The 22,029-nt window shown below is 73.4% G+C and carries 25 protein-coding genes; 10 read left to right on the top strand and 15 right to left on the bottom strand.

The features are described 5' to 3' along the window. Positions 1-36 precede the first annotated feature (36 nt). The 4 genes from MU522_RS03535 to MU522_RS03520 all read right to left on the bottom strand — a co-directional run bounded on the left by MU522_RS03535 (position 37) and on the right by MU522_RS03520 (position 2,869). Positions 37-516, bottom strand: coding sequence for a LapA family protein (locus tag MU522_RS03535; RefSeq protein ID WP_246992518.1), 480 nt, complete (start codon positions 514-516; stop codon positions 37-39). Positions 517-612: 96 nt separating this feature from the next. After that, entirely contained in the window at positions 613-843 is a 231-nt protein-coding gene (locus tag MU522_RS03530; RefSeq protein WP_246992517.1) for a hypothetical protein, read from the bottom strand. Between the two features lie 121 nt (positions 844-964). Continuing rightward, complete coding sequence (locus tag MU522_RS03525; RefSeq protein WP_246993421.1) at positions 965-2,374, bottom strand: SDR family oxidoreductase; 1,410 nt, start codon at positions 2,372-2,374, stop codon at positions 965-967. Positions 2,375-2,530: 156 nt separating this feature from the next. Then, on the bottom strand, positions 2,531-2,869 hold the full coding sequence (locus tag MU522_RS03520; RefSeq protein WP_128189510.1) for a hypothetical protein: 339 nt from the start codon (positions 2,867-2,869) through the stop codon (positions 2,531-2,533). A gap of 107 nt (positions 2,870-2,976) precedes the next feature. Here MU522_RS03520 and MU522_RS03515 point away from each other — a divergent pair, with 107 nt between their 5' ends. The 4 genes from MU522_RS03515 (at position 2,977) to MU522_RS03500 (ending at position 7,321) form a co-directional block, all read left to right on the top strand. Beyond that, entirely contained in the window at positions 2,977-3,504 is a 528-nt protein-coding gene (locus tag MU522_RS03515) for a helix-turn-helix domain-containing protein (protein ID WP_205649637.1), read from the top strand. Beyond that, positions 3,501-4,052 (top strand): PIN domain-containing protein, encoded by a 552-nt coding sequence (locus tag MU522_RS03510; protein WP_128189509.1) that lies wholly within the window; start codon positions 3,501-3,503, stop codon positions 4,050-4,052. The genes MU522_RS03515 and MU522_RS03510 overlap by 4 nt, the downstream gene beginning before the upstream one ends. A gap of 59 nt (positions 4,053-4,111) precedes the next feature. Continuing rightward, on the top strand, positions 4,112-6,622 hold the full coding sequence (locus MU522_RS03505) for a DEAD/DEAH box helicase (RefSeq protein WP_246992515.1): 2,511 nt from the start codon (positions 4,112-4,114) through the stop codon (positions 6,620-6,622). A gap of 255 nt (positions 6,623-6,877) precedes the next feature. After that, complete coding sequence (locus MU522_RS03500; RefSeq protein ID WP_128189507.1) at positions 6,878-7,321, top strand: nitroreductase family deazaflavin-dependent oxidoreductase; 444 nt, start codon at positions 6,878-6,880, stop codon at positions 7,319-7,321. Positions 7,322-7,487: 166 nt separating this feature from the next. Here the strand turns inward: MU522_RS03500 and MU522_RS03495 are convergent, their stop codons facing one another. The 6 genes from MU522_RS03495 to MU522_RS03470 all read right to left on the bottom strand — a co-directional run bounded on the left by MU522_RS03495 (position 7,488) and on the right by MU522_RS03470 (position 13,448). Then, positions 7,488-8,117, bottom strand: a complete 630-nt coding sequence (locus tag MU522_RS03495) for an SDR family NAD(P)-dependent oxidoreductase (protein WP_246992513.1) — start codon at positions 8,115-8,117, stop codon at positions 7,488-7,490. 17 nt (positions 8,118-8,134) lie between these two features. After that, positions 8,135-8,518 (bottom strand): hypothetical protein, encoded by a 384-nt coding sequence (locus tag MU522_RS03490; protein WP_246992511.1) that lies wholly within the window; start codon positions 8,516-8,518, stop codon positions 8,135-8,137. 60 nt (positions 8,519-8,578) lie between these two features. Beyond that, positions 8,579-9,217, bottom strand: coding sequence for an NAD(P)H-binding protein (locus MU522_RS03485; protein WP_246992509.1), 639 nt, complete (start codon positions 9,215-9,217; stop codon positions 8,579-8,581). Between the two features lie 86 nt (positions 9,218-9,303). Next, a complete protein-coding gene (locus tag MU522_RS03480; RefSeq protein WP_246992507.1) occupies positions 9,304-10,542 on the bottom strand; it encodes a nucleotide disphospho-sugar-binding domain-containing protein in 1,239 nt (412 codons plus the stop codon). 160 nt (positions 10,543-10,702) lie between these two features. Next, positions 10,703-11,938: a nucleotide disphospho-sugar-binding domain-containing protein gene (locus MU522_RS03475; RefSeq protein ID WP_246992505.1), complete on the bottom strand. Its 1,236-nt coding sequence runs from the start codon at positions 11,936-11,938 to the stop codon at positions 10,703-10,705. Between the two features lie 136 nt (positions 11,939-12,074). After that, positions 12,075-13,448 (bottom strand): DUF6421 family protein, encoded by a 1,374-nt coding sequence (locus MU522_RS03470; RefSeq protein ID WP_246992503.1) that lies wholly within the window; start codon positions 13,446-13,448, stop codon positions 12,075-12,077. A gap of 327 nt (positions 13,449-13,775) precedes the next feature. On the opposite strand from MU522_RS03470, the gene MU522_RS03465 reads away from it, so the two are divergent. Then, positions 13,776-14,231: a hypothetical protein gene (locus MU522_RS03465; RefSeq protein ID WP_246992501.1), complete on the top strand. Its 456-nt coding sequence runs from the start codon at positions 13,776-13,778 to the stop codon at positions 14,229-14,231. Between the two features lie 225 nt (positions 14,232-14,456). Here the strand turns inward: MU522_RS03465 and MU522_RS03460 are convergent, their stop codons facing one another. Both MU522_RS03460 and MU522_RS03455 read right to left on the bottom strand, forming a co-directional pair. Then, positions 14,457-14,798, bottom strand: coding sequence for a hypothetical protein (locus MU522_RS03460; RefSeq protein WP_246992499.1), 342 nt, complete (start codon positions 14,796-14,798; stop codon positions 14,457-14,459). 49 nt (positions 14,799-14,847) lie between these two features. After that, on the bottom strand, positions 14,848-15,660 hold the full coding sequence (locus MU522_RS03455; protein ID WP_246992497.1) for an exodeoxyribonuclease III: 813 nt from the start codon (positions 15,658-15,660) through the stop codon (positions 14,848-14,850). 120 nt (positions 15,661-15,780) lie between these two features. On the opposite strand from MU522_RS03455, the gene MU522_RS03450 reads away from it, so the two are divergent. Genes MU522_RS03450 through MU522_RS03440 form a run of 3 tightly spaced genes read left to right on the top strand, consistent with a single transcriptional unit; the run spans position 15,781 to position 17,971 of the window. Further along, positions 15,781-16,398, top strand: coding sequence for a hypothetical protein (locus tag MU522_RS03450; protein ID WP_246992495.1), 618 nt, complete (start codon positions 15,781-15,783; stop codon positions 16,396-16,398). 35 nt (positions 16,399-16,433) lie between these two features. Next, positions 16,434-16,985, top strand: a complete 552-nt coding sequence (pyrE, locus tag MU522_RS03445) for an orotate phosphoribosyltransferase (RefSeq protein WP_246992493.1) — start codon at positions 16,434-16,436, stop codon at positions 16,983-16,985. Positions 16,986-17,044: 59 nt separating this feature from the next. Then, complete coding sequence (locus tag MU522_RS03440; RefSeq protein WP_246992491.1) at positions 17,045-17,971, top strand: AEC family transporter; 927 nt, start codon at positions 17,045-17,047, stop codon at positions 17,969-17,971. Here the strand turns inward: MU522_RS03440 and MU522_RS03435 are convergent. Then, positions 17,968-18,336, bottom strand: coding sequence for a hypothetical protein (locus MU522_RS03435; RefSeq protein WP_246992490.1), 369 nt, complete (start codon positions 18,334-18,336; stop codon positions 17,968-17,970). The two genes, MU522_RS03440 and MU522_RS03435, sit on opposite strands and share 4 nt — an antisense overlap. 139 nt (positions 18,337-18,475) lie before the next feature. On the opposite strand from MU522_RS03435, the gene MU522_RS03430 reads away from it, so the two are divergent. Next, a complete protein-coding gene (locus MU522_RS03430; protein WP_128189494.1) occupies positions 18,476-19,075 on the top strand; it encodes a hypothetical protein in 600 nt (199 codons plus the stop codon). 152 nt (positions 19,076-19,227) lie between these two features. On the opposite strand, the gene MU522_RS03425 is transcribed toward MU522_RS03430, so the two are convergent. After that, on the bottom strand, positions 19,228-20,046 hold the full coding sequence (locus MU522_RS03425) for an HAD-IIA family hydrolase (protein WP_128189493.1): 819 nt from the start codon (positions 20,044-20,046) through the stop codon (positions 19,228-19,230). Between the two features lie 142 nt (positions 20,047-20,188). On the opposite strand from MU522_RS03425, the gene MU522_RS03420 reads away from it, so the two are divergent. Continuing rightward, positions 20,189-20,818, top strand: coding sequence for a TrmH family RNA methyltransferase (locus tag MU522_RS03420; RefSeq protein WP_246992488.1), 630 nt, complete (start codon positions 20,189-20,191; stop codon positions 20,816-20,818). A 421-nt stretch (positions 20,819-21,239) separates the two neighbouring features. Here the strand turns inward: MU522_RS03420 and MU522_RS03415 are convergent, their stop codons facing one another. After that, complete coding sequence (locus MU522_RS03415; protein WP_246992486.1) at positions 21,240-22,028, bottom strand: DNA-formamidopyrimidine glycosylase family protein; 789 nt, start codon at positions 22,026-22,028, stop codon at positions 21,240-21,242. Position 22,029 lies beyond the last annotated feature (1 nt).

The raw sequence follows: 22,029 nt of genomic DNA, 5'->3' as shown, positions 1-22,029 counted from the left end.
ATGCTCACACATCTGCCGGCGACCCGGCGCTGAGCCTCAGCGCAGCGCGCGCTTGATCGACTCGCGCTCCGCCTCGAGCTTGCGCACGCGGCGGCTCAGCTTGATGAGCCGGATCGAGCCCAGCAGTGCCGCCACGAGCACGCCCGCGATCGCCGCGAAGAGCATCGCCACGCCCAGCGGCAGGCTGAACTCGAAGCCGAGGTAGGCGAAGTCGGCCGGCACGTTGTTCTGCAGGATGAAGATGAGCAGCAGCACGAGGATGAGCGCACCGAGGATGAGCGCGATCCATGTGCCGCCGCTCACGCCCTGCTTCTGGTGCCCGTCGAGCGAGGAGTCGAGCACGACGCGCGGGCGGTCGTCGTGCACCGGGGTCGTGCTCGCCGTGGTGTCGGCGGTCGTGCCCGTCGTGGCACCGGAGGCGGGCATCGCGGCCGTCGTGCGGGTCGGCTCGGCGGGCGAGCGGGTGCCGTCGGTGCGGCGGATGTCTCGGTCGTCGGCGTCGGACGTGGCGTCCATGCGGCTGCTCTCCTCAAGTCGCGGCGGTGCTGCGGGTCTCTCTGCTCGGAGCGTACGCCTGCACGCTGGACGCCAGCGGGCAGCGCCCCGCGACGGCTATCGCGGGCGCGGTGCGGGCGGCGGCGGCACGGGCTTGGCCAGCAGCACGTCGGCCAGGGCGATCTCGACGTCGCCGCGACGAGTGGCGACCGTGCACCTCACCGCGTCGAGCGCGACCAGGTCGCCGAGCGCATCCGTCGCCCGGTGCGTGTCGCCGTGGAGGCGGTGGCGCACGACGACGCGGGTGCCGAGGGGGAGGGCGGCGAGCGAGTCGGCGGCGCTGGTCACGGGGTGGTCTCGAGACGCGGCCTGCGGCCGCTCCTCGACCAGCGGGAGGGGAGACTCGACCAGCGGGAGGCGAGACGCGGCCCGCGGCCGCTCCTCGACCAGCGGAGGCTCGAGGGAGTGGTCACCACGACCCCGGCGCGTAGTCCTTCAGGAAGACGCCGAAGAGGTCCTCGCCCGCCTCGCCGCGCACGATCGGGTCGTAGACGCGGGCGGCGCCGTCGACGAGGTCGAGGGGCGCGTGGAAGCCCTCCTCCGCGAGCCGCACCTTCGTGAAGTGCGGCCGCTCGTCGGTGATCCAGCCGGTGTCGACGGCGGTCATGAGGATGCCGTCGCGCTCGAACATCTCGCGCGCGCTCGTGCGCGTGAGCATGTTGAGCGCGGCCTTCGCCATGTTCGTGTGCGGGTGGCCCGGGCCCTTGTAGCCGCGGCCGAAGACGCCCTCCATCGCCGAGACGTTCACGATGTAGGTGCGGCGCGCGGTCGAGGCGGCGAGCGCCGGCCGCAGCTTCGACACCAGCAGGAACGGCGCCGTCATGTTGGCCAGCTGCACCTCGAGCATCTCGAGCGGCTCGACCTGGTCGACGTGCTGCGTCCAGCTGTTGATGTGCTCCTCGTCGGGCACGAGCCCGCCGGCGTCGATCGCCGTGCCGGCGGCCAGCCGCTCGAGCGACGACGAGCCGGCGGCCATCGCCTGCTGCGTGAGCTCGTCGGCCGTGCGGGCGGCGCTCGCGAGGATCGGATGCGCCGCGACCGAGGCGGCGAGGGCGAGCGGATGCGCGTCGTTCGTGTGCCCGAAGGTCACGAGCTCGGGGAGCGGGCCGTCGGGCAGCGGCGCGAGCTCGGCCTCGACGAGCGGCGCGTAGGCGCCGGGGGAGCGCCGCACGGTCTGCGCCGCGTTGTTGATGAGGATGTCGAGCGGCCCGGCCGCGGCGACCTCCTCGGCGAGCCCGACCACCTGCGCCGGGTCGCGCAGGTCGATGCCGACCACCTTGAGCCGGTCGAGCCACTCGCCCGAGTCGGGCAGCGACGAGAACCGCCGCACCGCATCCCTCGGGAACCGCGTGGTGATGGTCGTGTGGGCGCCGTCGCGCAGCAGCCGCAGCGCGATGTGCATGCCGATCTTCGCCCGGCCGCCCGTGAGCAGCGCGCGCTTGCCGGTGAGGTCGGTGCGGGCGTCGCGCTTGGCGTGGCTCATGGCCGCGCACGTCGGGCAGAGCTGGTGGTAGAACGCGTCGACGAGCGTGTACTGCTGCTTGCAGATGTAGCAGCCGCGCGAGCGGATGAGCGTGCCGGCGGTGGGCGCGGCCGCCCTGGTGGCGAGGGGGATGCCCCGGGTCTCGTCGTCGATGCGGTCGGGCGCTCCCGTGGCGGTCGCGGCGACGACGGCGCGGTCGGCGGCCTGGATGCGCGCGTGCTTCGCCTTGCGGCTCGCGAGCTTGACCTCCTTGAACATGTTGGCCGTCGCCTGCCGCACGGCGACGTAGGCGGGGTCGTCGCGATCCATGCGGTGGAGGGTCTCGAGCACGCGCAGCGTCGTGGCGACGTCGTCGGGCGAGAGCGTCGCGGTCGCATCTGCGGCGGCGTCTTCGGGCGCGCCGGAGGGGGCCGAGTGGTGGGGGAGCACAGGCGATTCTACCGCCGACGGATTCTGCGGCGCAGGCCGTCGGCCGGGGTGCTCGGGCGCGGCTCAGCCCGCGCCGCCCCCCGACCCCGCGAACGGATGCAACCAGGCGGTGACCGCGAGCAGCGCGACCGCGAAGCCGATGAGCTGCACGGTCGTCCGGGTGGTGCGTCGCGACATGGCGGTGCGCTCGCGCACGAGCAGCACCACCGCACTGACCGCTGCGATCGCGGCCCAGGCCGCGCACGCCCAGCCGGCGACCCACAGCAGCTCGGCGGCGCCCTCCGGTGCTCGCATCGCGAGCGGCAGCAGCAGCGCGGCCAGCGCCGCGCCGACGGACGCCATCCCGGCGGGCACGCGGGCCGGTGCGGCCGGTGCCGCGTGCTGAGGCGCTGCGAGGTGCATGCTCGCACGGTACTCCCGCCGCCGACACCGTGGGCTCAGGGCTCCGCCAGCATCCGCTCCGACGACTGTGCGTTCGATTTTTCCGTTTCTCGAGTATGGTGAGCGGTATGAGCACCGCAACGGCCGCAGGTAACGGCTCCAAGAACGCCCGCACATACCTGCCCGACCAAGGCAATCGCGAACAACTGCTCAACTTCGCAGAGTTCATGCGTGAGTTGGAAGCGCATCTCGCGCAGAACTCCAGCCAGGCGGCGCTCGTGGATCCCACGGGCGAAGCTCGTCCGATCCCAGAGGAGATCTTTCGAATCCTGGATCAGGTGACGAACGCGTTGGCCGCGGGCAAGGGCATCACTGTCGTGCCGCAAGGCATGACGATGACGACGCAGCAGGCAGCGGACTTCCTTGGCGTCAGCCGACCGACGCTGGTTCGTCTTCTCGAGTCCGGGGCGATCCCGTTCGAGCAGCCCGGGCGGCACCGGCGCGTGCGACTGCATGACCTCCTCGACTACCAGCAGTCGTTCAGTGCCCAGCGACGCGAGGCGCTCAGGGATCTCGCACGAGCCAATCTGGACGCCACGGAGAAGACAGGATCGCCGAGTCAGATCCAGCGGCTTTCGGAGATGCCGGGCGAGTGAGGTTTCCCGCACTCTTCGACACCAACGTGCTCTACGGGGCGCTGCTGAACGATTGCATCCTGACGCTCGCCGAGCACGGCCTCTTCCGGCCACTCTGGTCGCAGGACATCCTGACCGAGCTTCGGCGCAACCTGGTCGCGAACGGCGAACGCGCAGCGCTCGTGGAGAAGCGCATCTGCACGATGGTCGCCTTCTTCCCCGACGCCCTGGTCAGCGGGCATGAGTCACTGATCGACCAGATGACGAACGATCCGAAAGACCGGCACGTCCTCGCCGCAGCCGTCCGAGGCGGTGCCGAGGTGCTCGTCACCTTCAATGGCAAGGACTTCCCCGCCGACTCGACCGAAGCGTACGACGTAGAGGTGGTGCATCCGGACGACTTCCTGCTCGACCAGCTCGATCTCTACCCCGGGGCGACCATCCGCGCCCTCGAGGAGGTCGTTGCGAACTACGACTCGCCCGCGATGACGATGGACGACTATCTCCTGGCCTTGGCGCGCGCTGGAACTCCCCGATTCGCTGACGCAGTGCGCGACCGCTTGGACTGACCGCCGCTTCGAAGTGCACCGGCGCATCTCGACCGTCACCGAGCATGAAGGACCTGCCAATGATGCCCCTCCTCGACCATGCCCCAGCGACCTGGGATCCCGACGCCGCGTTCGAGGCGTTCGCCGCCTGGTCGGCCGAGCGCGGCCTGCCGCTCTACCCGGCGCAGGAGGAGGCGCTGATGGAGCTTGTCAGTGGCGCGAACGTCATCCTCTCGACGCCCACCGGCACCGGCAAGTCGCTCGTCGCCACCGGCGCGCACTTCGCCGCGCTCGCGCAGGGCAAGCGCACCTTCTACACCGCGCCCATCAAGGCGCTCGTGAGCGAGAAGTTCTTCGCCCTCGTCGAGGTGTTCGGCGCCGAGCACGTCGGGATGGTGACGGGTGACTCATCCGTCAACGCCGACGCCCCGATCATCTGCTGCACCGCCGAGATCCTCGCCAACCTGGCGCTCCGCAACGGCGAGCGCACCGAGGTCGACCAGGTCGTGATGGACGAGTTCCACTTCTACGGCGACCCGCAGCGCGGCTGGGCGTGGCAGGTGCCGCTGCTCACGCTGCCGCACGTGCAGTTCATCCTCATGTCGGCCACGCTCGGCGACGTCACCCGCATCGCCCGCGACCTGACCGAGCGCACCGGCCGCGAGACGGCGCTCGTCACCGGCGTCGAGCGCCCCGTGCCGCTCAGCTTCGAGTACGCGATGACGCCCGTGCACGAGACCATCGAGGAGCTGCTCGCCACCCAGCGCGCGCCCGTCTACATCGTGCACTTCGCGCAGGCCGCCGCGCTCGAGCGGGCGCAGGCGCTCACCTCGGTGAAGATCATCGACCGCGAGCAGCGCGACCGCATCGCCGAGGCGATCGGCGAGTTCCGCTTCACCACGCGCTTCGGGCAGACGCTCTCGCGGCTCGTGCGCAGCGGCATCGGCGTGCACCACGCGGGCATGCTGCCGAAGTACCGCCGCCTCGTCGAGCAGCTCGCGCAGCAGGGCCTGCTGCGGGTCATCTGCGGCACCGACACCCTGGGCGTCGGCATCAACGTGCCCATCCGCACCGTGCTCCTGACGGGGCTCACGAAGTTCGACGGGCAGCGGATGCGTCAGCTCACGGCGCGCGAGTTCCACCAGATCGCGGGCCGTGCCGGCCGGGCCGGCTACGACACCGCCGGCACGGTCGTGGCGCAGGCGCCCGAGCACGAGGCCGAGAACGCGAAGCAGCTCGCCAAGCTGGGCGACGACCCGAAGAAGCGGCGCAAGCTCGTGCGCAAGAAGGCGCCCGAGGGCTTCGTCTCCTGGGGGCAGCCGTCGTTCGAGAAGCTCATCGACGCCGACCCCGAGCCGCTCGTGTCGCACATGCAGATCAGCCACTCGATGCTGCTCAACATCATCGGCCGCGGCGGCGACGCCTTCACCGAGGTGCGCGAGCTCATCGAGGCCACCCACGAGCCGCGCGCCTCACAGCTCGCGCTGCAGCGCCGCGCGCTCGCGATCTACCGCACCCTCCGCACCGCCGGCGTCGTGGAGCAGCATCCCGATCCCGACGACCCCGACGCGCCCCCGCGCATCCGCCTCACCGTCGACCTGCAGCCCAACTTCGCGCTCAACCAGCCGCTCTCGCCCTTCGCGCTCGCGGTCATCGACATGCTCGACCCCGCCGACCCGACGCATCCGCTCGACGTCATCTCGGTCATCGAGTCGACGCTCGACGACCCGCGGCCGATCCTGTCGCAGCAGCAGTTCCTCGCCCGCGGCGAGGCCGTCGCGGCGATGAAGGCCGAGGGGATCGAGTACGAGCAGCGCATGGAGCTGCTCGAGGCGGTCACGCACCCGAAGCCGCTCGAGGAGCTGCTCACCGAGGCGCTCGCGGTCTTCGCGTCGTCGCAGCCGTGGGTGTCGGACTTCGCGCTCTCGCCGAAGTCGGTGGTGCGCGACATGTGGGAGCGGGCGATGACCTTCGCCGACTACGTGCAGCACTACGGGCTCGCGCGCAGCGAGGGGCTCGTGCTCCGCTACCTGTCGGACGCCTACCGGGCGATCCGCCAGACGGTGCCCGACGAGGCGAAGACCGACGAGCTGCTCGACCTCATCGAGTGGCTCGGCGAGGTCGTGCGGCAGGTCGACTCGAGCCTGCTCGACGAGTGGGAGCAGCTCATGCACCCGACCGAGCCGGGCGAGGCGCCCATCGCGCCGCCTCCACCGCCGTCGGTCGTGGCGAACCCGCGCGCGTTCCGGGTGCTCGTGCGCAACGAGCTGTTCCGGCGCGTGCAGCTCGCGGCGCTCGACAAGGTCGACGAGCTCGGCGAGCTCGACGCGGCCTCCGGCTTCGACGCCGACGCGTGGGCCGACGCGCTCGACGCCTACTTCGACGAGCACGGCGCGATCGGCACCGGCGCCGAAGCGCGCAGCTCGCGCATGCTCGTCATCGACGAGGGGCCGCACGAGTGGCAGGCGCAGCAGATCCTCGCCGACCCGGCGGGCGACCACGACTGGCGCATCTGGGCGACGATCGACCTGCAGGCGTCGGCGGATGCGGGCGCCGCGGTCGTGCGCGTGACGCGCGTCGGGCGGCTGTAGGCGTCGGCCGCTCGCCAGCTCGCTCGCTCGCCTGCCAGCCGGCTGCCTCGCTCAGCTAGCCGCCGCCTCGCTCACCCACTTGCCTCGCTCGGCTGCAGGCACCGTTCGTCAACCGGCTCCGTGCGTGGCCGACCGGATAATCCGGCCGGCGAGGCACAGGGCCGGTTGACGAACGGCGGGCGCGCTGCGCCGGTCGCCGGGAATGGCGGCCGGCGCAGTCGCGTTCTCCCGACGGACATCGAGCGAAGGAGCACCATGCCGCTGCAGGGCGAGTACGCACCGAGCACCTCCGAGTGGGCGCGCACGCAGGCCGAGACCTACGAGGCCTCCGGGGGCACCGAGGGCAACCTCCTGCGCGACCGGCCGATCATCGTGCTGACGAGCGTCGGCGCGAAGACCGGCAAGCTGCGCAAGACGGCGCTCATGCGCGTCGAGCACGATGGCGAGTACGCGGTCGTCGCGTCGCAGGGCGGTGCCCCGACGCATCCGGTCTGGTACTGGAACCTCACGAAGCAGCCGCACGTCGAGCTGCAGGACGGCGCCGAGAAGCACGACTACCTCGCGCGCGAGCTCGAGCCCGGCGCCGAGCGCGACGCCTGGTGGGCGCGCGCGTGCGAGGCCTGGCCGCCCTACGCCGACTACCAGCAGAAGACCGAGCGCCTGATCCCGGTCTTCGTGCTCACGCGCACCGACGCCTGAGCCGCGCCGCCGCCGTCCGTCGACCGGCTCCGCGCGGGTCCGGCCGGATGATCCGGTCGGGCGCGCACCTGGCCGGTCGACCAACGGCGAGAGCGGATGCGGGGCGCGCGTCAGGGTCGGACGGCCGAGTCGCCGGCGTTGAGGGCCAGACGGGCGGCCGGGCGGCTCAGTCGAACGAGGGCTGCGGCCCGAACTCGGCGACCAGCTCGGCCGCGAGGTCGGCGACGTCGGTCGTGCCCGCGAAGTCGCGCTCGGGCTGGGCCGCCCGGTCGGCATCCGACACGAGCGCCTTCACGCGCTTGACGACGACGCGCGCCGGCGTCGCGCGCAGCGCGTGCCCGACGGCCGCGACCCACGCCTCGGCGGCGGCCTTGAGTGCCGCATAGTTGGCGTTCCCGGCCGTGGGGTGCTCGACGCCCGTCGACGACACGATCGCGACGACCCCCGCATCCGACCGCCCGATCGCCTCGGCGAACGCCCGCGTCGTGTTGCGCAGCGTGCCGACGACCCGCGCCTCGAGCCACGCCCAGTCCTCGTCGGACTGGCCGGCGAGCCCGCCGCCGCCGCGCCAGCCGCCCACGAGGTGCACGAGCCCGTCGAGCTCGCCCACCTCGTCGGCGAGCGAGCGCACCGCCTCGAGGTCGGTCAGGTCGCACGCGAAGCGCTCGCTCGCGTCGACCATGCCGAGCCGCCCCGCGTCGGAGCCGACCGCGATCACGTGGTGCCCCGCCTCGATGAGGGCGGATGCGGTGGCGTGCCCGAGCGCGCTCGTGGCGCCGGCGATGAGGATGCGCATGCAGACAGTCTGCCCCGTCACGCCGAGCCGGCGTTGACCGTCGCGAGGTCGATGCGCACCAGCACCGCCGCGGCGGTGAGCGCGCCCCCGATGAGCCCCAGCATCCACGCGCGCCGCCCCTGCACGACGAGCAGGAGCACCGTCACCGCCGTCGCGAGCGCGAGCACGGGCGCGGCGATCGCGAGCGCGTCGATCACGGCCGAGACCCGCGCGGCGTAGACCGGCGTGCAGCCGCCCGGCCCGGGCACGGCCGGGCACGCGCTCTGCGTCGTGATCGGGCCGACGCCCGCGAGCATCCAGCGCGGCAGGTCGAGCAGCAGCGGCAGCAGGGCGAGCGTGGCGAGGCCGAGCGCCGCCTCGCGCACCCGGGTGCGCTTCGGCACCCGCGCCATGAGGCTCATGCCCCGACGATACGCGCCGCCGCCGCGCTCGCCCAGGTGCGCGATGCGCGGCCGCGAGGCTCAGTAGGCGAAGGAGATGTGCTCGCGCCGGTGCGCGCCCGACTCGATCTCGTCGACGACCGCGAGTGCGAAGTCGGGGCCCGAGATCGCCGAGACGCCGTCGGCGTCGACGATCGCCGTGTCGCCGCCCGTGCGGTACTCGCCGCGCCGCGACTGATCGGGCGCGAACGCGCCGAAGGTGCCGGCGGGGGAGATGTACGTCCAGTCGACGTCGGTCGCGGCGACCCGCTCGTACGCGTCGAGGAGCTCGAGCGACTCCGGGCGGTACTCGGGCGCGAACGCGTCGGTCTCGACGATGCGGCGGCCCGAGGCGTCGCGCAGCGAGCCGTAGCCGCCCACGATGAGGAACCGGGCACCGGTGCCCGCGAGCCGCGCGGCCACGTCGGCGTACGCATCCGCCACCTTGCCCTCCATGTCGCCGCGGGGCGCGAGCGCCCCGACGACCACCTCGGCGCCGTCGAGCGCCTGCGCGAGCACGTCGCCGTCGAGCACCGAGCCGCGCACGATGCGGGCGCCCTCGGGGGCGTCCTGCGGGGTCGAGCGCGAGACGAGGGTGAGCTCGTGGCCGCGGGCGGCGGCCTCGCGGGCGATGTGGCCGCCGGCGAAGCCGGTCGCGCCGAGGACGGTGATCTGCGCCATGGGGTTCCTCTCGGAGGGTCGAGCAGCGGATGCTCGGGGCAACCCGGCAGGCGGCCGGGGCATTCCTGGGCCCGGGCAGTGCGGCGTCAGCGCCGCGCCTGCAGCGCCAGCTGCTCCTCGACCAGGTCGGCGGCACGCGTCGGGCCGCCGGCCGCCGCGAAGCCGCGTGCGACCGCCTCGGCGCCCGCACCCATCCGCCGGGCGCGGCGCACCGCATCCCGCACCCGCTCCGGGGTCAGCTGCCCGCGGTTGACCCGCACGCCGCAGCCGGCGTGCTCCACGCGGGCGGCGACCTCGTGCTGGTCGCGCCCCCACGGCACGACGACGACCGGCACGCCGAGCCCGAGCGCCTTCTGCGTCACGCCCATCCCGCCGTGCGTGACGGCGCAGACCGCCCGCTCGAGCACCGCGGAGTGCGGCAGGAACCGCGTGATGCGCGCGTTCGCGGGCGGCTCGAAGCCGAGCGGGGCATCGCCGGGGATGGTCGCGACGACGGAGACCGGCTCGTCGGCGAGCGCCATGAGCGCGACGCGCGCGATGTCGGTGTCGCCCTGGTAGTCGCCCGAGGTCGTGACGAGCACGATCGGCCCCTCGAGCTCGTCGAGCCACGGCGGCGTCGGCGCCTGCGGCTCCCAGCTCGTGGGCCCGACCATGCGGATGCGCGGCTCCCAGTCGACGTGCGCGTACTCGAGCGGCTCGGCGGTCGTCACGAGCATCTGCGGCGCACGGCGCAGCACCGCGTCGAAGTCGGCGCGCGGCGGCAGCCCGGCCACCTCGGCGCGCAGCGCGTTGATCGCCGGCATCGCCCGGGCGGTCGCGGCCTCGAGCACCGCGCGGCCGATGGCGGCGTTCCGCATGCGCTCGAACAGGCCGCGCGCGGGCCGCAGGCCCGGTCCGAAGGCCGGCAGGCCCCGGGAGCGCAGCACCGGCGTGTAGGGCGAGATCGCGATCCACGGCAGCCCCGACCGCTCGGCGACCGCGGCGGCGCCCCACGTGTTCACGTCGGTGAGCACGATGTCGGGCCGCGAGTCGTCGATGAGATCCTGCAGGTCGGGGCCGTCGAGCGCGCCTCGGGCGCAGTAGAGCTCGCTGAGGCGGAGCAGGGCGTCGAGGGGACTCCGCGCCCGCCAGTCGTCGAACTCGATGCGGTCGATCGCGGGGTCGATCTCGTCGGCGTCGAAGCCGAGCATGCGCATGCGGTCGACCTCGGAGGCGAGCGTGCGCATCCGGATCCGGTGCCCGCGCGCCTGCAGCTCGAGCAGGATGCCGGCGAACGGGAACGCGTGCGCGATGGCGGGGCTCGTGTAGGCGGCGATCAGCGCCACGCAGCACCTCCTGGCGCACCGGGGGCGTCGCCGCGCCAGCGCGGGAGCCCGACATCGGGGATCGCGTCGGCGTCGCGCCTCCGCGTGCGCTCCACGCTAGCCGCAGGCGCTGACAGCCGGGGCATGGGGCGCTGACGGGGCCGCCGCGAACGCGCGCGACTCATCGCCGCTGCAGCGCCAGCTGCTCCTCGACCAGCTCGGCGGCACGGGCGGCGCCGCCTGCCGCCTCGAAGCCCGCGGCGACCGCCTCGGCGCCCGCGCGCATCCGCCTGGCGCGGCGCACCGCATCCCGCACCCGCTCGGGGGTCAGCTGCCCGCGGTTGACGCGCACGCCGCAGCCGGCGTGCTCGACGCGGGCGGCGACCTCGTGCTGGTCGCGCCCCCACGGCACGACGACGACCGGCACGCCGAGGCCGAGCGCCTTCTGCGTCACGCCCATCCCGCCGTGCGAGACGGCGCAGACGGCCCGCTCGAGCACCGCCGAGTGCGGCACGAAGTCGACGATGCGCGCGTTGCCGGGCACGTCGATGCCGAGCCGCACGCGCGCGGGCATCGTCGCGACGACCGTCACGGGCTCGTCGCGCAGCCCGTGCACCGCCGCCCGCACGATCTCGGTGTCGCCCTGGTACTCGCTCGAGGTGGTCACGAGCACGAGCGGGCCATCGACGCCCGCGAGCCACGCGGGCGGCGCGACGGGCGGCTCCCAGGAGGTCGAGCCGACCATGCGCAGCCGCGGCTCCCAGTCGTCGTGCGGGTACTCGAGCGGCTCGGCCGTCGTCACGAGGGTGAGCGGCGGCAGCCGCTGCATCTCGTCGACCGAGCGCACGTGCGGCAGCCCCGCGACCTTCGCGCGCATGCCGTTGATGCGCGGCATCACGAGCCGCACCGCGACACCCGTGACGGTGCGCTCGAGCAGCGCGTCGCGCAGGCGCCCGGCCGCGTCGACCGCGGGGCGCAGGCCCGCGCCGTACGGCGGGCAGCCGCGCGAGACGATCGCCGGCGTGTAGGGCGAGAACGCCACCCAGGGCAGGCCTGCGCGCTCGGCGACGGCGGCGGCGCCCCACGTGTTGATGTCGGTGATCACGAGATCGGGCTGCGCCTCGTCGAGCAGCTCCTGCAGGTCGGGCCCGTCGAGCTCGCCGCGGCTGCAGAAGATCTCGGCGGTGCGCTTCAGGCCCTCGAGCAGCGTGCGCGCGTGCCAGTCGTCGAACTCGATCTGCTCGATGGCCGGATCGATCGCGTCGGCGTCGAAGCCGAGCTGCCGCATGGCCCGCACCTGGCTCGAGAGCGTGCGGAGGCGGATGCGGTGCCCGCGCCGCTGCAGCTCGTGCAGCACGCCCGCGATCGGGAACAGGTGCCCGATCGCAGGGCTCGTGTAGGCGGCGATCGTCGCCATCCCGTGACTCCTCGCGTCGCCCTGTGCGATCGTGCTGAACGTACGACGCGGCGCCCACGCGCGGTAGGGGCAAACGGGGTACAACGGAGGCGGCCCGCCCCCGCGCTCGGGGACGGGCCGCATCGGCGGGCTCGGCTCAGACCGTCTCGGCCGTGATGCCCTTCGTCGAGGCGATGACGTCGCGCATCTTCTTCTCGAACGCCTCGTAGAACATCGACAGCGGGAACTCGTCGTCCATCACGAGGTCGGTCAGCTGCCGCGGCGTGCCGTCGAGCGGCAGCTCGCCGGCCTTCCACGCGGATGCGGGGTGCGGCTCGACCACGGAGGAGACGAGCTCGTACGCGGCGAGCCAGTGCGCGACCTTCGGCCGGTCGATCGAGCGCCAGTAGAGGTGCTCGATCGCCTCGCCCAGCCTGTTCACGACATCCGGCACCTCGTCCCAGTCGAACGCGAGCTGCGTGTCGGTCCAGTGCAGCACGCGGTGCTGGTGCAGCCACGCGAAGAGCAGCTGGCCGCCGAGGCCGTCGTAGTTGCGGGTGCGGCTGCCGGTGATCGCGAAGCGGAAGATGCGGTCGAAGATGACCGCGTACTGCACGAGCTTCGCGTGCTTCGCGAGGTCGCGGTCGGCGTCGGTGGCGTGCTCGTCGGCGGCGATGCGCCGCTCGATCGCGACCGACTCGCGGAAGGCCGTGAGGTCGCAGCGCAGCTCCTCGAGCGAGTAGAGGAAGAAGGGCATGCGCTGCTTGATCATGAACGGGTCGAAGGGGAGGTCGCCGCGCATGTGGGTGCGGTCGTGGATGAGGTCCCACATGACGAAGGTCTCCTCGGCGAGGCGCTGGTCGGCGAGCATCTCGGCGGCGTCGGCCGGCAGCTCGAGCTTCGTGACCTCGCACGCGGCCTCGACGACGCGACGGAAGCGGGCGGCCTCGCGGTCCTGGAAGATCGCGCCCCACGTGAAGGAGGGGATCTCGCGCATCGCGACCGTCTCGGGGAAGAGCACGGCCGAGTTGGTGTCGTAGCCGGCGGTGAAGTCGATGAAGCGCAGCGGCACGAAGAGCGCGTTGCCGTAGTCGCCGGCCTCGAGCTCGGCGATGAACTCGGGCCAGATCACCTCGACGAGCACGGCCTCGACGAGCCGGTCGCTCGAGCCGTTCTGCGTATACATGGGGAAGATGACGAGGTGCTGCAGCCCGTCGACGCGGTGCTGCTGCGGCTGGAAGCGCACGAGGGCGTCGAAGAAGTCGGGCTCGCTGAAGCCCTCGGCCGCCCAGCGCTCGAAGTCGACCGCTGCCTGCGCGAGGTAGTCGGCGTCGTGCGGGAACTCGGGGGCGATGTCGCGGATGCCCTGGGCCAGCTCGGCGACGTGGGCGCGGGCGGCGTCGTGGTGGGCGGCGTCCTCGATGGAGCCGTTCTTCGACTGCAGCGGCTGCAGCGCCGTCGCGGCCGCCTTGATGCGGAGCCAGGCGGGGTGCTGGCGGAGGTCGGCGGCGGTGGCCTGGGTCATCGTCATGGGAGCCTCCTGGGCGGTGTCGGCGCCGGTGATCCGGCGGTGCGATCGGAGCGCTGGGGGCGCGGGATCGGTGCGTGAATCCAGCGTATGGGCGCCTTCGCGCACGTATCTTGTGGCCCGCCCCGGCTTTCCTGCCCGTTTTGAGCGCGGCGCCGATGCCAGCCGTCGGCCGCAATTCCTTTGCGTGAGCATCCCTCATGCGCCGGATTCGTTCGAATTCGGAAGATTGCGGCATCGGAAGGTAGCGCGGCGTGGGCGGCCGCGCCTACTGTCGCTCCCAGGAGGGGGAGGTCCATGCGATCGACGCGCGCCGCGAGGCCCGTGGCCGTGACCAGCGCGCTGGTCGGCGTCACGCTGCTGCTGCACGCCATCGTGACGGCCGCCGTCGTCTTCGGCGCCGTGCTCCCCTCCGATCGCATCGGTTCGCCGGCCGCCCTCTGGGGCGCCGTCACCTGGCTCCCTTCGCTGCTGTGGGCCGCGCTCGTGCTCGCCCGCTCTGCGCACTGGCGCGTCGTCTCGGCGTTCTGGCTTCCCGGCGCCGCGACGATCGTCGGCATGATGATGTTCCTCATGACCTTCGTCGCGCGCATCGCGGGCATCGACCTGTCGGGCGTCGGCACCGGCGCGATGGTCTCGTCGTGGATCCTCGTCGTGTGCGCCTTCTCGGTGGCCGTCACGAGCCGGCTCCTGCGCGTCTCGGGCGACAGCCTGGCAGAGCTCGAGGCGTCGCTCGCCGAGGACGGCCGGTCGGCCCAGCAGCCGCAGCCGCCGAGCGTCGCGTAGCGCAGCACCCCGACACGAAGACGCCCCGACCGGCGTGCTGCATCTCGGTCGGGGCGTCCGCCCAGCTCTTGTCCTGTGAGCGGAACTCGAACTGGATCCACCATCCCATCCGTCGCTCGTCCCCTCGGCCCGGCAGCGGTCGCTTGAGCCAACCATCGGCAGACCTTGCGCCGACGCAGAGGTCGCTCGCCGCATCGCGCCGGCCGGCGGCGAGGGGCGGCGCCCTCAGATCAGGGCGGATGCGGCGGCGAAGCCCGCCCAGCACCCGGCTGCCGCGAGCAGCGGCGGCAGGATCGCCCAGCGCTGCCGGGTCGCGGCGGCCGCGGCGCCGATCGCGTTGCCGACGAGCGTCACGCCGAGCACCGACACCCAGAACGTCAGGCGCCCGGGGCCGTCATCCGTGCCGGTCGCCTCCGCGGCCTGCACGATCGCGTTGTCGCCGACCGGCGACAGCAGCAGCACGCCCAGCAGGTTCGCGAAGATCAGCACCCACGCCGCGAGCCGCAGCCGGTCGGCGGGCGTCCACTCGCGCTCGGGCTCGAGCTCGTCCCACTCCTCGGCGCTCACCGTGCACCCGCCCCCGCCGACGACGCGGCGACCCCCGACGCATCCGCCATCAGAAGATCATCGGCCGGTCGTCGTCGAGCTCGGTCTCGAGGTCGAGGTCGACGACCACCGGCACGTGGTCGCTCGGGGCGTCGCCGGCGCGCTCGTCGCGGTCGATGCGGGCGCGCGAGACGAGCTCGGCGAGCTCGGGGCTGCCGAGCACGAAGTCGATGCGCATGCCTTCGTCCTTGTTCCAGCGGCCCGCCTTGTAGTCCCAGTAGGTGTAGCCGGGGGCGCGGTCGCGCACCACGTCGACGAGGCCCGCCTCGAGCAGCGCCCCGAACGCCGCGCGCTCGGGCTCCGACACGTGCGTCGCGCCGTCGAAGACGCCGATGTCCCACACGTCGGTGTCGAGCGGGGCGATGTTGAAGTCGCCCATGAGCGCGAGCGGCTGGCCGCGCCACTCGTCGAGCAGGCCCGTGAGCACGCGCAGCCACTCGAGCTTGTAGCCGTAGTGCGCGTGGGTGAGCTCACGGCCGTTCGGCACGTAGAGGCTCCACAGTCGCACGCCCTCGACCGTCGCGGCCATGGCGCGCGCCTCGACCACCGGGTCGCCCGTGTTCGCGTAGCCCGGCTGGCCGGGGAAGTCGCGCTCCACGTCGCTCATCGGCAGCCGCGAGGCGATCGCCACGCCGTTCCACTGGCTGAAGCCGTGCGCCTGCACCTCGTAGCCGGCCGCCTCGAACGCCTCGTAGGGGAACTGCTCCGTCTTGCACTTGATCTCCTGCATGGCGAGCACGTCGACGTCGCTGCGCTCGAGCCAGTCGACGATGCGGGCCGTGCGGGCGCGCACGGAGTTCACGTTCCAGGTGGCGATGCGCATGGGATCGAGCCTACGGGCGCGGCGGATGCGTCGTCACGCGCGGGCGCTCCGGTCGCCCGGGATCGCGCGGGCCGGGGCGCGGATCGGGGCGCAGCGCGGGGGACAGGGCATCATGGAGGGATGGGCATCGCGCGCGACCGCTACCTGCAGGCTCTCGATCTGTTCTCGGCAGAGGCCAGAGCCGGCGCCGACCGCTTGGGCCTCCCGTCGGCCTGCAGCGCCTGGTCGATCGCCGACGTCATCCGCCACGTGACCGGCGTGCAGGCCGAGCACGCGGGCTCCGCGCTGCTCGGCGCAGCCCGCGGCGAGCACAGCCCGGAGACGCCGCACGACGCGGTGATGGCGGGCGGCAGCGACTTCGAGGCGGTCGAGCAGTGGGAGGAGCTCGCGATGCGGCTCCGTTCCGCCGCGCACGACGCCGACGAGGAGCGCTTCGCGGCGCTGCCGATGCCGACGCTCGACATGGCCCTCCACGCGTGGGACATCCGCTGGGGCGCGGCGCGGGTCGGCCTCGCGCACAACCTCGAGTTCCCGGCCGAGCTCCTCGAGTGGATGGAGGCGTACCGCGACGGCGCCGACGAGGACGCCATCCGCGGCCCGGGCATCTTCGAGCCGGCCATCGAGCCGCCCGCCGACGCCACGCGCTCCGAGCGCTTCGCCGCCTGGACGGGCCGCGAGCCCCGCACGGGCTGCGAGCCGCGCCGCGACCTCATGCCGGCGCCCACCCGCGCCTCCTGACCGCCGCCGCACGCGGGCGGCCGTAGCCTAGGGACGTGACCGCGCGCGACCAGCTCATCCAGCTCATCCGTGACGAAGCCGTCTTCCACGGCGACTTCACCCTCACGAGCGGCAAGCGGGCGAACTACTACATCGACCTGCGCAAGCTCTCGCTCGACCACCGCGCCGCGCCCCTCATCGGCGACGTGCTGCTCGACCTCATCGCCGACATCCCCGACGTCGCCGCGGTCGGCGGGCTCACGATGGGCGCCGACCCGCTCGCGAACGCCGTGCTGCACCGCGGCCTCGCCCGCGGGCTCGAGGTCGACGCCTTCGTCGTGCGCAAGGAGCCGAAGGACCACGGCCGCGGCCGCCAGATCGAGGGCCCCGACCTCGCCGGCAAGCGCGTGGTCGTGCTCGAGGACACCTCCACCACCGGCGGCAGCCCGCTGAAGGCGATCGAGGCGCTGCGGAAGGTCGGCGCCGAGGTGGTCGCCGTCGCGGTGATCGTCGACCGCGCCACCGGCGCGCAGGCGGCGATCGAGGCGGCGGGCGTCGAGTACCGCGCGGCCATCGCGCTCGACGACCTCGGACTCTCTCCGCAGTGATCGGCGGGCGCATCCGCCGTGCCACACTTGATGTCTGACAGGCGGATGCGGGAGGTCACGTGGGCGGAGTGCTCATCGGCTTCGCCACCATCGGCTTCGTCATCTTCGTCGGCTGGCTGCTCGCGCGCCTGAAGGTCGTCGACCAGGAGGGCCGGCTGGTGCTCAACCGCACCTCCTTCTTCGCCGCGAGCCCCGCGCTGCTGTTCATGGTGCTGAGCGAGGCCGACGTCGGCCTGCTCTTCTCGAGCGTGCTCGCCGTGGCGCTGCTCGCCTTCGTCGCCGTCGCCCTCGTCTACACGCTCGTCGCGCGCCTGTGGCTCACGAAGGACCCGAGCCGCATCGCACTCGCCGCCACCGCATCCGGGTACTCCAACGTCAACAACATCGGCCTGCCTGTGGCGATCTACGTCATCGGCGACGCCGGGTTCGTCGGGCCGATGCTGCTGCTGCAGCTGCTCGTGCTCGCGCCGCTGCTGCTCGCGACGCTCGACATCCTCACCGCCGGGCGCGCGTCGTTCATGTCGATCGTCACGCAGCCGCTGCGCAACCCGATGCTCATCGCCGCCGCGCTCGGCGCCGCCGTCTCGGCGCTCGGCATCGAGCTGCCGGAGCCGGTGCTCGCCCCGCTCGAGATCCTCGGCGGCGCCGCGGTGCCGCTCATGCTGCTCGCCTTCGGCATCTCGCTCGGCGGCGACCGGCCGCTGCAGCCGGGCACGGGCCGCCGCGAGGTGTGGCTCGCCGTCGCGCTGAAGTCGGCCGCGATGCCGGTGATCGCCTACCTGCTCGCGCGCTTCGCGTTCGGCCTCGACGAGCAGCTCGTCTACGCGTGCACCGTGATGGCGGCGCTGCCGACCGCGCAGAACATGTACCAGTACGCGCTGCGCTACGACCGCGGCACCGTCATCACCCGCGACATCGTGCTCATGACGACGCTGCTGTCGCTGCCGGTGATGCTGCTCATCGCCTGGCTGCTGAAGCCCGCCTAGGCACCCGGCCACTCGGCGAGCGGCGGCGCGGTGCGCAGCGCGTCGGTCGGCACCGGCAGCTCCCAGCGCTGCGGCTCGCCCGGCCCGACTGCGCCGAAGTCGTCGAGCTTCACGCGCACGAGCTCGGGGGTGAGCTCGGTGACCCGCACCCGCACGTCGGCTCCGTCGACCGACAGCAGGAAGGCATCCGTCAGCCACGCGAGGCTGTGCGCGTCGAGCAGCTCCTCAGCGGCGAGCCAGTCGCCCGGCTCGGCGAGCGGCCTGCCGAGCAGGTCGATCGGCTGGAAGCCGTCGCCGGCCTCGCGCACGTAGCCGACCACCTCGCCGTCGGCGCGGCGGTGCGGCATCCAGTCGCTGGGGATCACGCCCCCGACCCTAGGCGCTGGCCGACCGTCTCCGGTACCGATCTGCGGATGCGCGAGCCCGGCACCCGCGGATCGGTACCGGAACGCGGGGGCCGCCTCGGGCGAGGCCGCGCCGCGGCAGGCGGCGTAGCGTGGAGGCGTGAGCTTCGCCGAGCGCCTCCTCAAGCCGCCCCCGCGGATCGTCGCGGGCGAGCCCGGCACCGGATGGCTCGGGCTCGTGACGTCGTGGGCGGCGGTCGGCTTCGGCGCGGCCGCGGCCGCCAAGGCCGGCGGGCTGCTCATCTCGTTCGACGACGGCGCGTGCGGCGTGCACTCCGAGACCGTATGCCAGGTGGCCGGCTGGGGCGGGCTGCTCATGGGCGTCGTCGTGCTCGCCGTCGGCGCGCTGCTCGGCATCGTCGTCGCGCGCGGCTTCGGCCCGCCCACCATGTGGTGGGTGCTGCCGGTGATGCTCGGCGCGCTCGCGCTCGCGCCGTTCCAGGCGGCTCCGGGTGCGACGATCGCGTGGGCGTGGCTGCTCGTCGCGGGCGTCGCCGCGCTGCTCGCGCTCGCGCTCGGCGGCATGGTCGTGCGGCGCGGCCGCGCGGCGCTGTTCGGCTGGATCCGCCTCGACGGCCTCGACGCGCGGGAGGTGCCGCACCGCCCCGTCGACCAGCTGGTCGCGCCCGCGGCGCTCGCGGTCGCCGTGGCGGCCGGTGCCTTCGGGGCGCTCGTCATCCGCCTGCTCTCGGAGGCCTGAGCACCCGCGCGCCCCCGCGCATCCGCCCACTCGTCGTCCGTCAACCGGCTCTGTGCGGCGCCGACCGGACTATCCGGCCGGCCGCGCACAGAGCCGGTCGGCGAACCGGGCCGGTCGGCGAACAGGGCCGGTCGGCGAACGGGGATCGCGCTTCAGACGTCGGCGCGCGGCTCGTCGAGCTCCGACTCGGGCACGTCGGGCTCGACGAGCTCGAAGACGCCCTCGAGCATCTCGTCGGGGCGGAACGGGTAGGTCTCGACGAGCGACGGGTCGGAGATGCCGGTCATCACGAGCACCGTGTGCAGGCCCGCCTCCATGCCCGCGATGATGTCGGTGTCCATGCGGTCGCCGATCATGCCGGTGACCTCCGAGTGGGCGCCGATCTTGTTGAGCGCCGAGCGGAACATCATCGGGTTGGGCTTGCCGACGATGTAGGGCACGCGGCCGGTCGCCTTGGTGATGAGCGCGTTGATCGCGCCGGTCGCGGGCAGGATGCCGTTGGCGCTCGGGCCGGTCGCATCGGGGTTGGTCGAGATGAAGCGCGCGCCGCCCGCGATGAGCCGGATCGCCTTCGTGATCGCCTCGAACGAGTAGGAGCGCGTCTCGCCGATCACCACGAAGTCGGGGTCGGTCTCGCGCATCGTGAAGCCGATCTCGTGCAGCGCGGTGATGAGGCCCGCCTCGCCGATCACGAAGGCCGAGCCGCCCGGCATCTGGTCGTGCAGGAAGTCGGCCGTGGCGAGCGCGCTCGTCCAGAGGCGCTCCTCGGGCACGTGGAGGCCGGATGCCTTGAGGCGCGCCGCGAGGTCGCGGGGCGTGAAGATCGAGTTGTTGGTGAGCACCAGGAACTCGACGCCGCGGTCCTGCCACTGCTGGAGGAGCTCCTTGGCGCCGGGGAGGGGCCGCTCCTCGTGGACGAGCACGCCGTCCATGTCGGTGAGCCAGCATTCGATGTCGGCACGGGTGCGCATGGCATCAGGCTACGCGGCGGCGTGTGTCGACGGCGTGAACATCCGAATTCGTTCGGTCAGGGCCGGAGGGCGGTTCGCATCGCATCGCCGCGCCGCGCCCACCGCGACGACCACATCATCGTCTGACGCCTAGCCTGGGAGCGTGGACCCCCTCGACGAGCCCCAGCTCGAGGTCGGCGTCGGGCCCTGGGCCGGCCCCTGGCCGGCCGACGACCGCTACGACCCCGAGCTGCTCGAGCAGGGCGACCGCCGCAACGTCGTCGACGCCTACCGGTACTGGCGGCTCGAGGCGATCGTCGCCGACCTCGACACCCGGCGGCACCCCTTCCACGTGGCGATCGAGAACTGGCAGCACGACCTCAACATCGGGTCGATCGTGCGCACCGCCAACGCCTTCACCGCATCCGCCGTGCACATCATCGGCAAGCGCCGCTGGAACCGGCGCGGCGCGATGGTGACCGACCGCTACCAGCGCGTCGAGCACCACGAGAGCGCGGATGCGTTCGCGGCGTGGGCGCACGGGGAGGGCCTGGTCGTCGTGGCCGTCGACAACACGCCCGGCAGCGTGCCCGTGGATGCGGCGCCGCTGCCGGAGCGCTGCGCGCTGCTCTTCGGGCAGGAGGGGCCGGGGCTGACGGAGGCGGCGATCGCGGCGGCGGATGCGCACGTCGCGATCCGGCAGTTCGGCTCGACGCGCTCGATCAACGCGGCCGCGGCGGCGGCGATCGTGATGCACGAGTGGGTGCGGGTGCACGCGCCGGTGGCCGAGTAGGGCCGCTGCCGCTCCGCTGGTCGAGCCGCTCGGCGCCCACCCCGCTGGTCGAGCCGCTCGGCGCCGACCCCGCTGGTCGAGCCGCTCGGCGCCCGCAGGGCGCTGAGCGAGTCGAGACCACCGCGTCCGGCGGCGGTGTGGTCTCGACTCGTGCGGTCGCCTCCGGCGACAGCACGGCTCGACCGGCGGAGGGGGTCGGCGGCGGTGTGGTCTCGACTCGTGCGGTCGCCTGCGGCGACAGCACGGCTCGACCGGCGGAGGGTGCGGCGACAGCACGGCTCGACCGGCGGAGGGGACGGCGGCGGTGTGGTCTCGACTCGTGCCGTCGCCTGCGGCGACAGCACGGCTCGACCGGCGGGGGGTGCGGCGACAGCACGGCTCGACCGGCGGAGGGGCCGACGGAGAGGCCGGAGAGGCGCGGCTACGCCTCCGGCTGGCACCTCGGGCACCACTGCACCTGCCGCAGCATGCCGTCCTCCATGCCGAGCATCGCGTCGCGGATGCGCGTGCCGCACCGCAGGCACGGCCGCCCGCCGCGGCCGTACACCCACGTGCGCCGGCCGTTCCGCGTGTCGCCCGTGAAGGTGCGCTCGACCCGGTCGCGGTTCGCGACCATGAGCCGCCGCGCGAGCGCGACGAGCGGCTCGACCGCGACGTCGGCGATGGGCGTCGTCGGGTGCAGCCCGCGCAGGAAGCACAGCTCGCCCCGGTAGACATTGCCGAGCCCGGCGACCGCGCGCTGGTCGAGCAGCGCCACTCCGACGGGCGCGCCCGTGGCCCGCAGCCGGCGCGCGGCCTCGGCCGCCATCGCGTCGTCCCACGCGGGGTCGAGCAGGTCGGGCCCGAGGTGCGCGACCGCATCCCAGTCCCGCTCCCGCGGCAGCAGCTCGAGCACCGGCAGGCTCGACCCGACGATCTCGTGCTCCGCGGTCGCGAGCACGACGCGGATGGTGTGGGCCGCGACGGGCGCGCGGCGGCCGGGCTCGAGCACGTGCCAGAGGCCGTCCATGCCGGCGTGCGAGTGGATCGTCCACCGCTCGCCGCGCATGAGCAGGTGCTTGCCGACGCTGCGCACCTCCTCGATGCGCTCGCCGGCGAGGTCGGCGGTCGCGAGCGCCGGCACGCGGAAGTCGCTGCGGGTGAGCTCGCGGCCGGCCATCACGGCGCCCAGCCGCACGGCGGCGCGGTGGATCGTGTCGCCCTCGGGCATC

Origin of the sequence: Agrococcus sp. SCSIO52902, from assembly GCF_022983135.1 — a bacterium.
GTDB classification, from domain to species: Bacteria; Actinomycetota; Actinomycetes; order Actinomycetales; family Microbacteriaceae; genus Agrococcus; species Agrococcus sediminis.
Note: the sequence above shows the minus strand (reverse complement) of the source record. Positions and strands in the feature narration are given on the sequence as shown.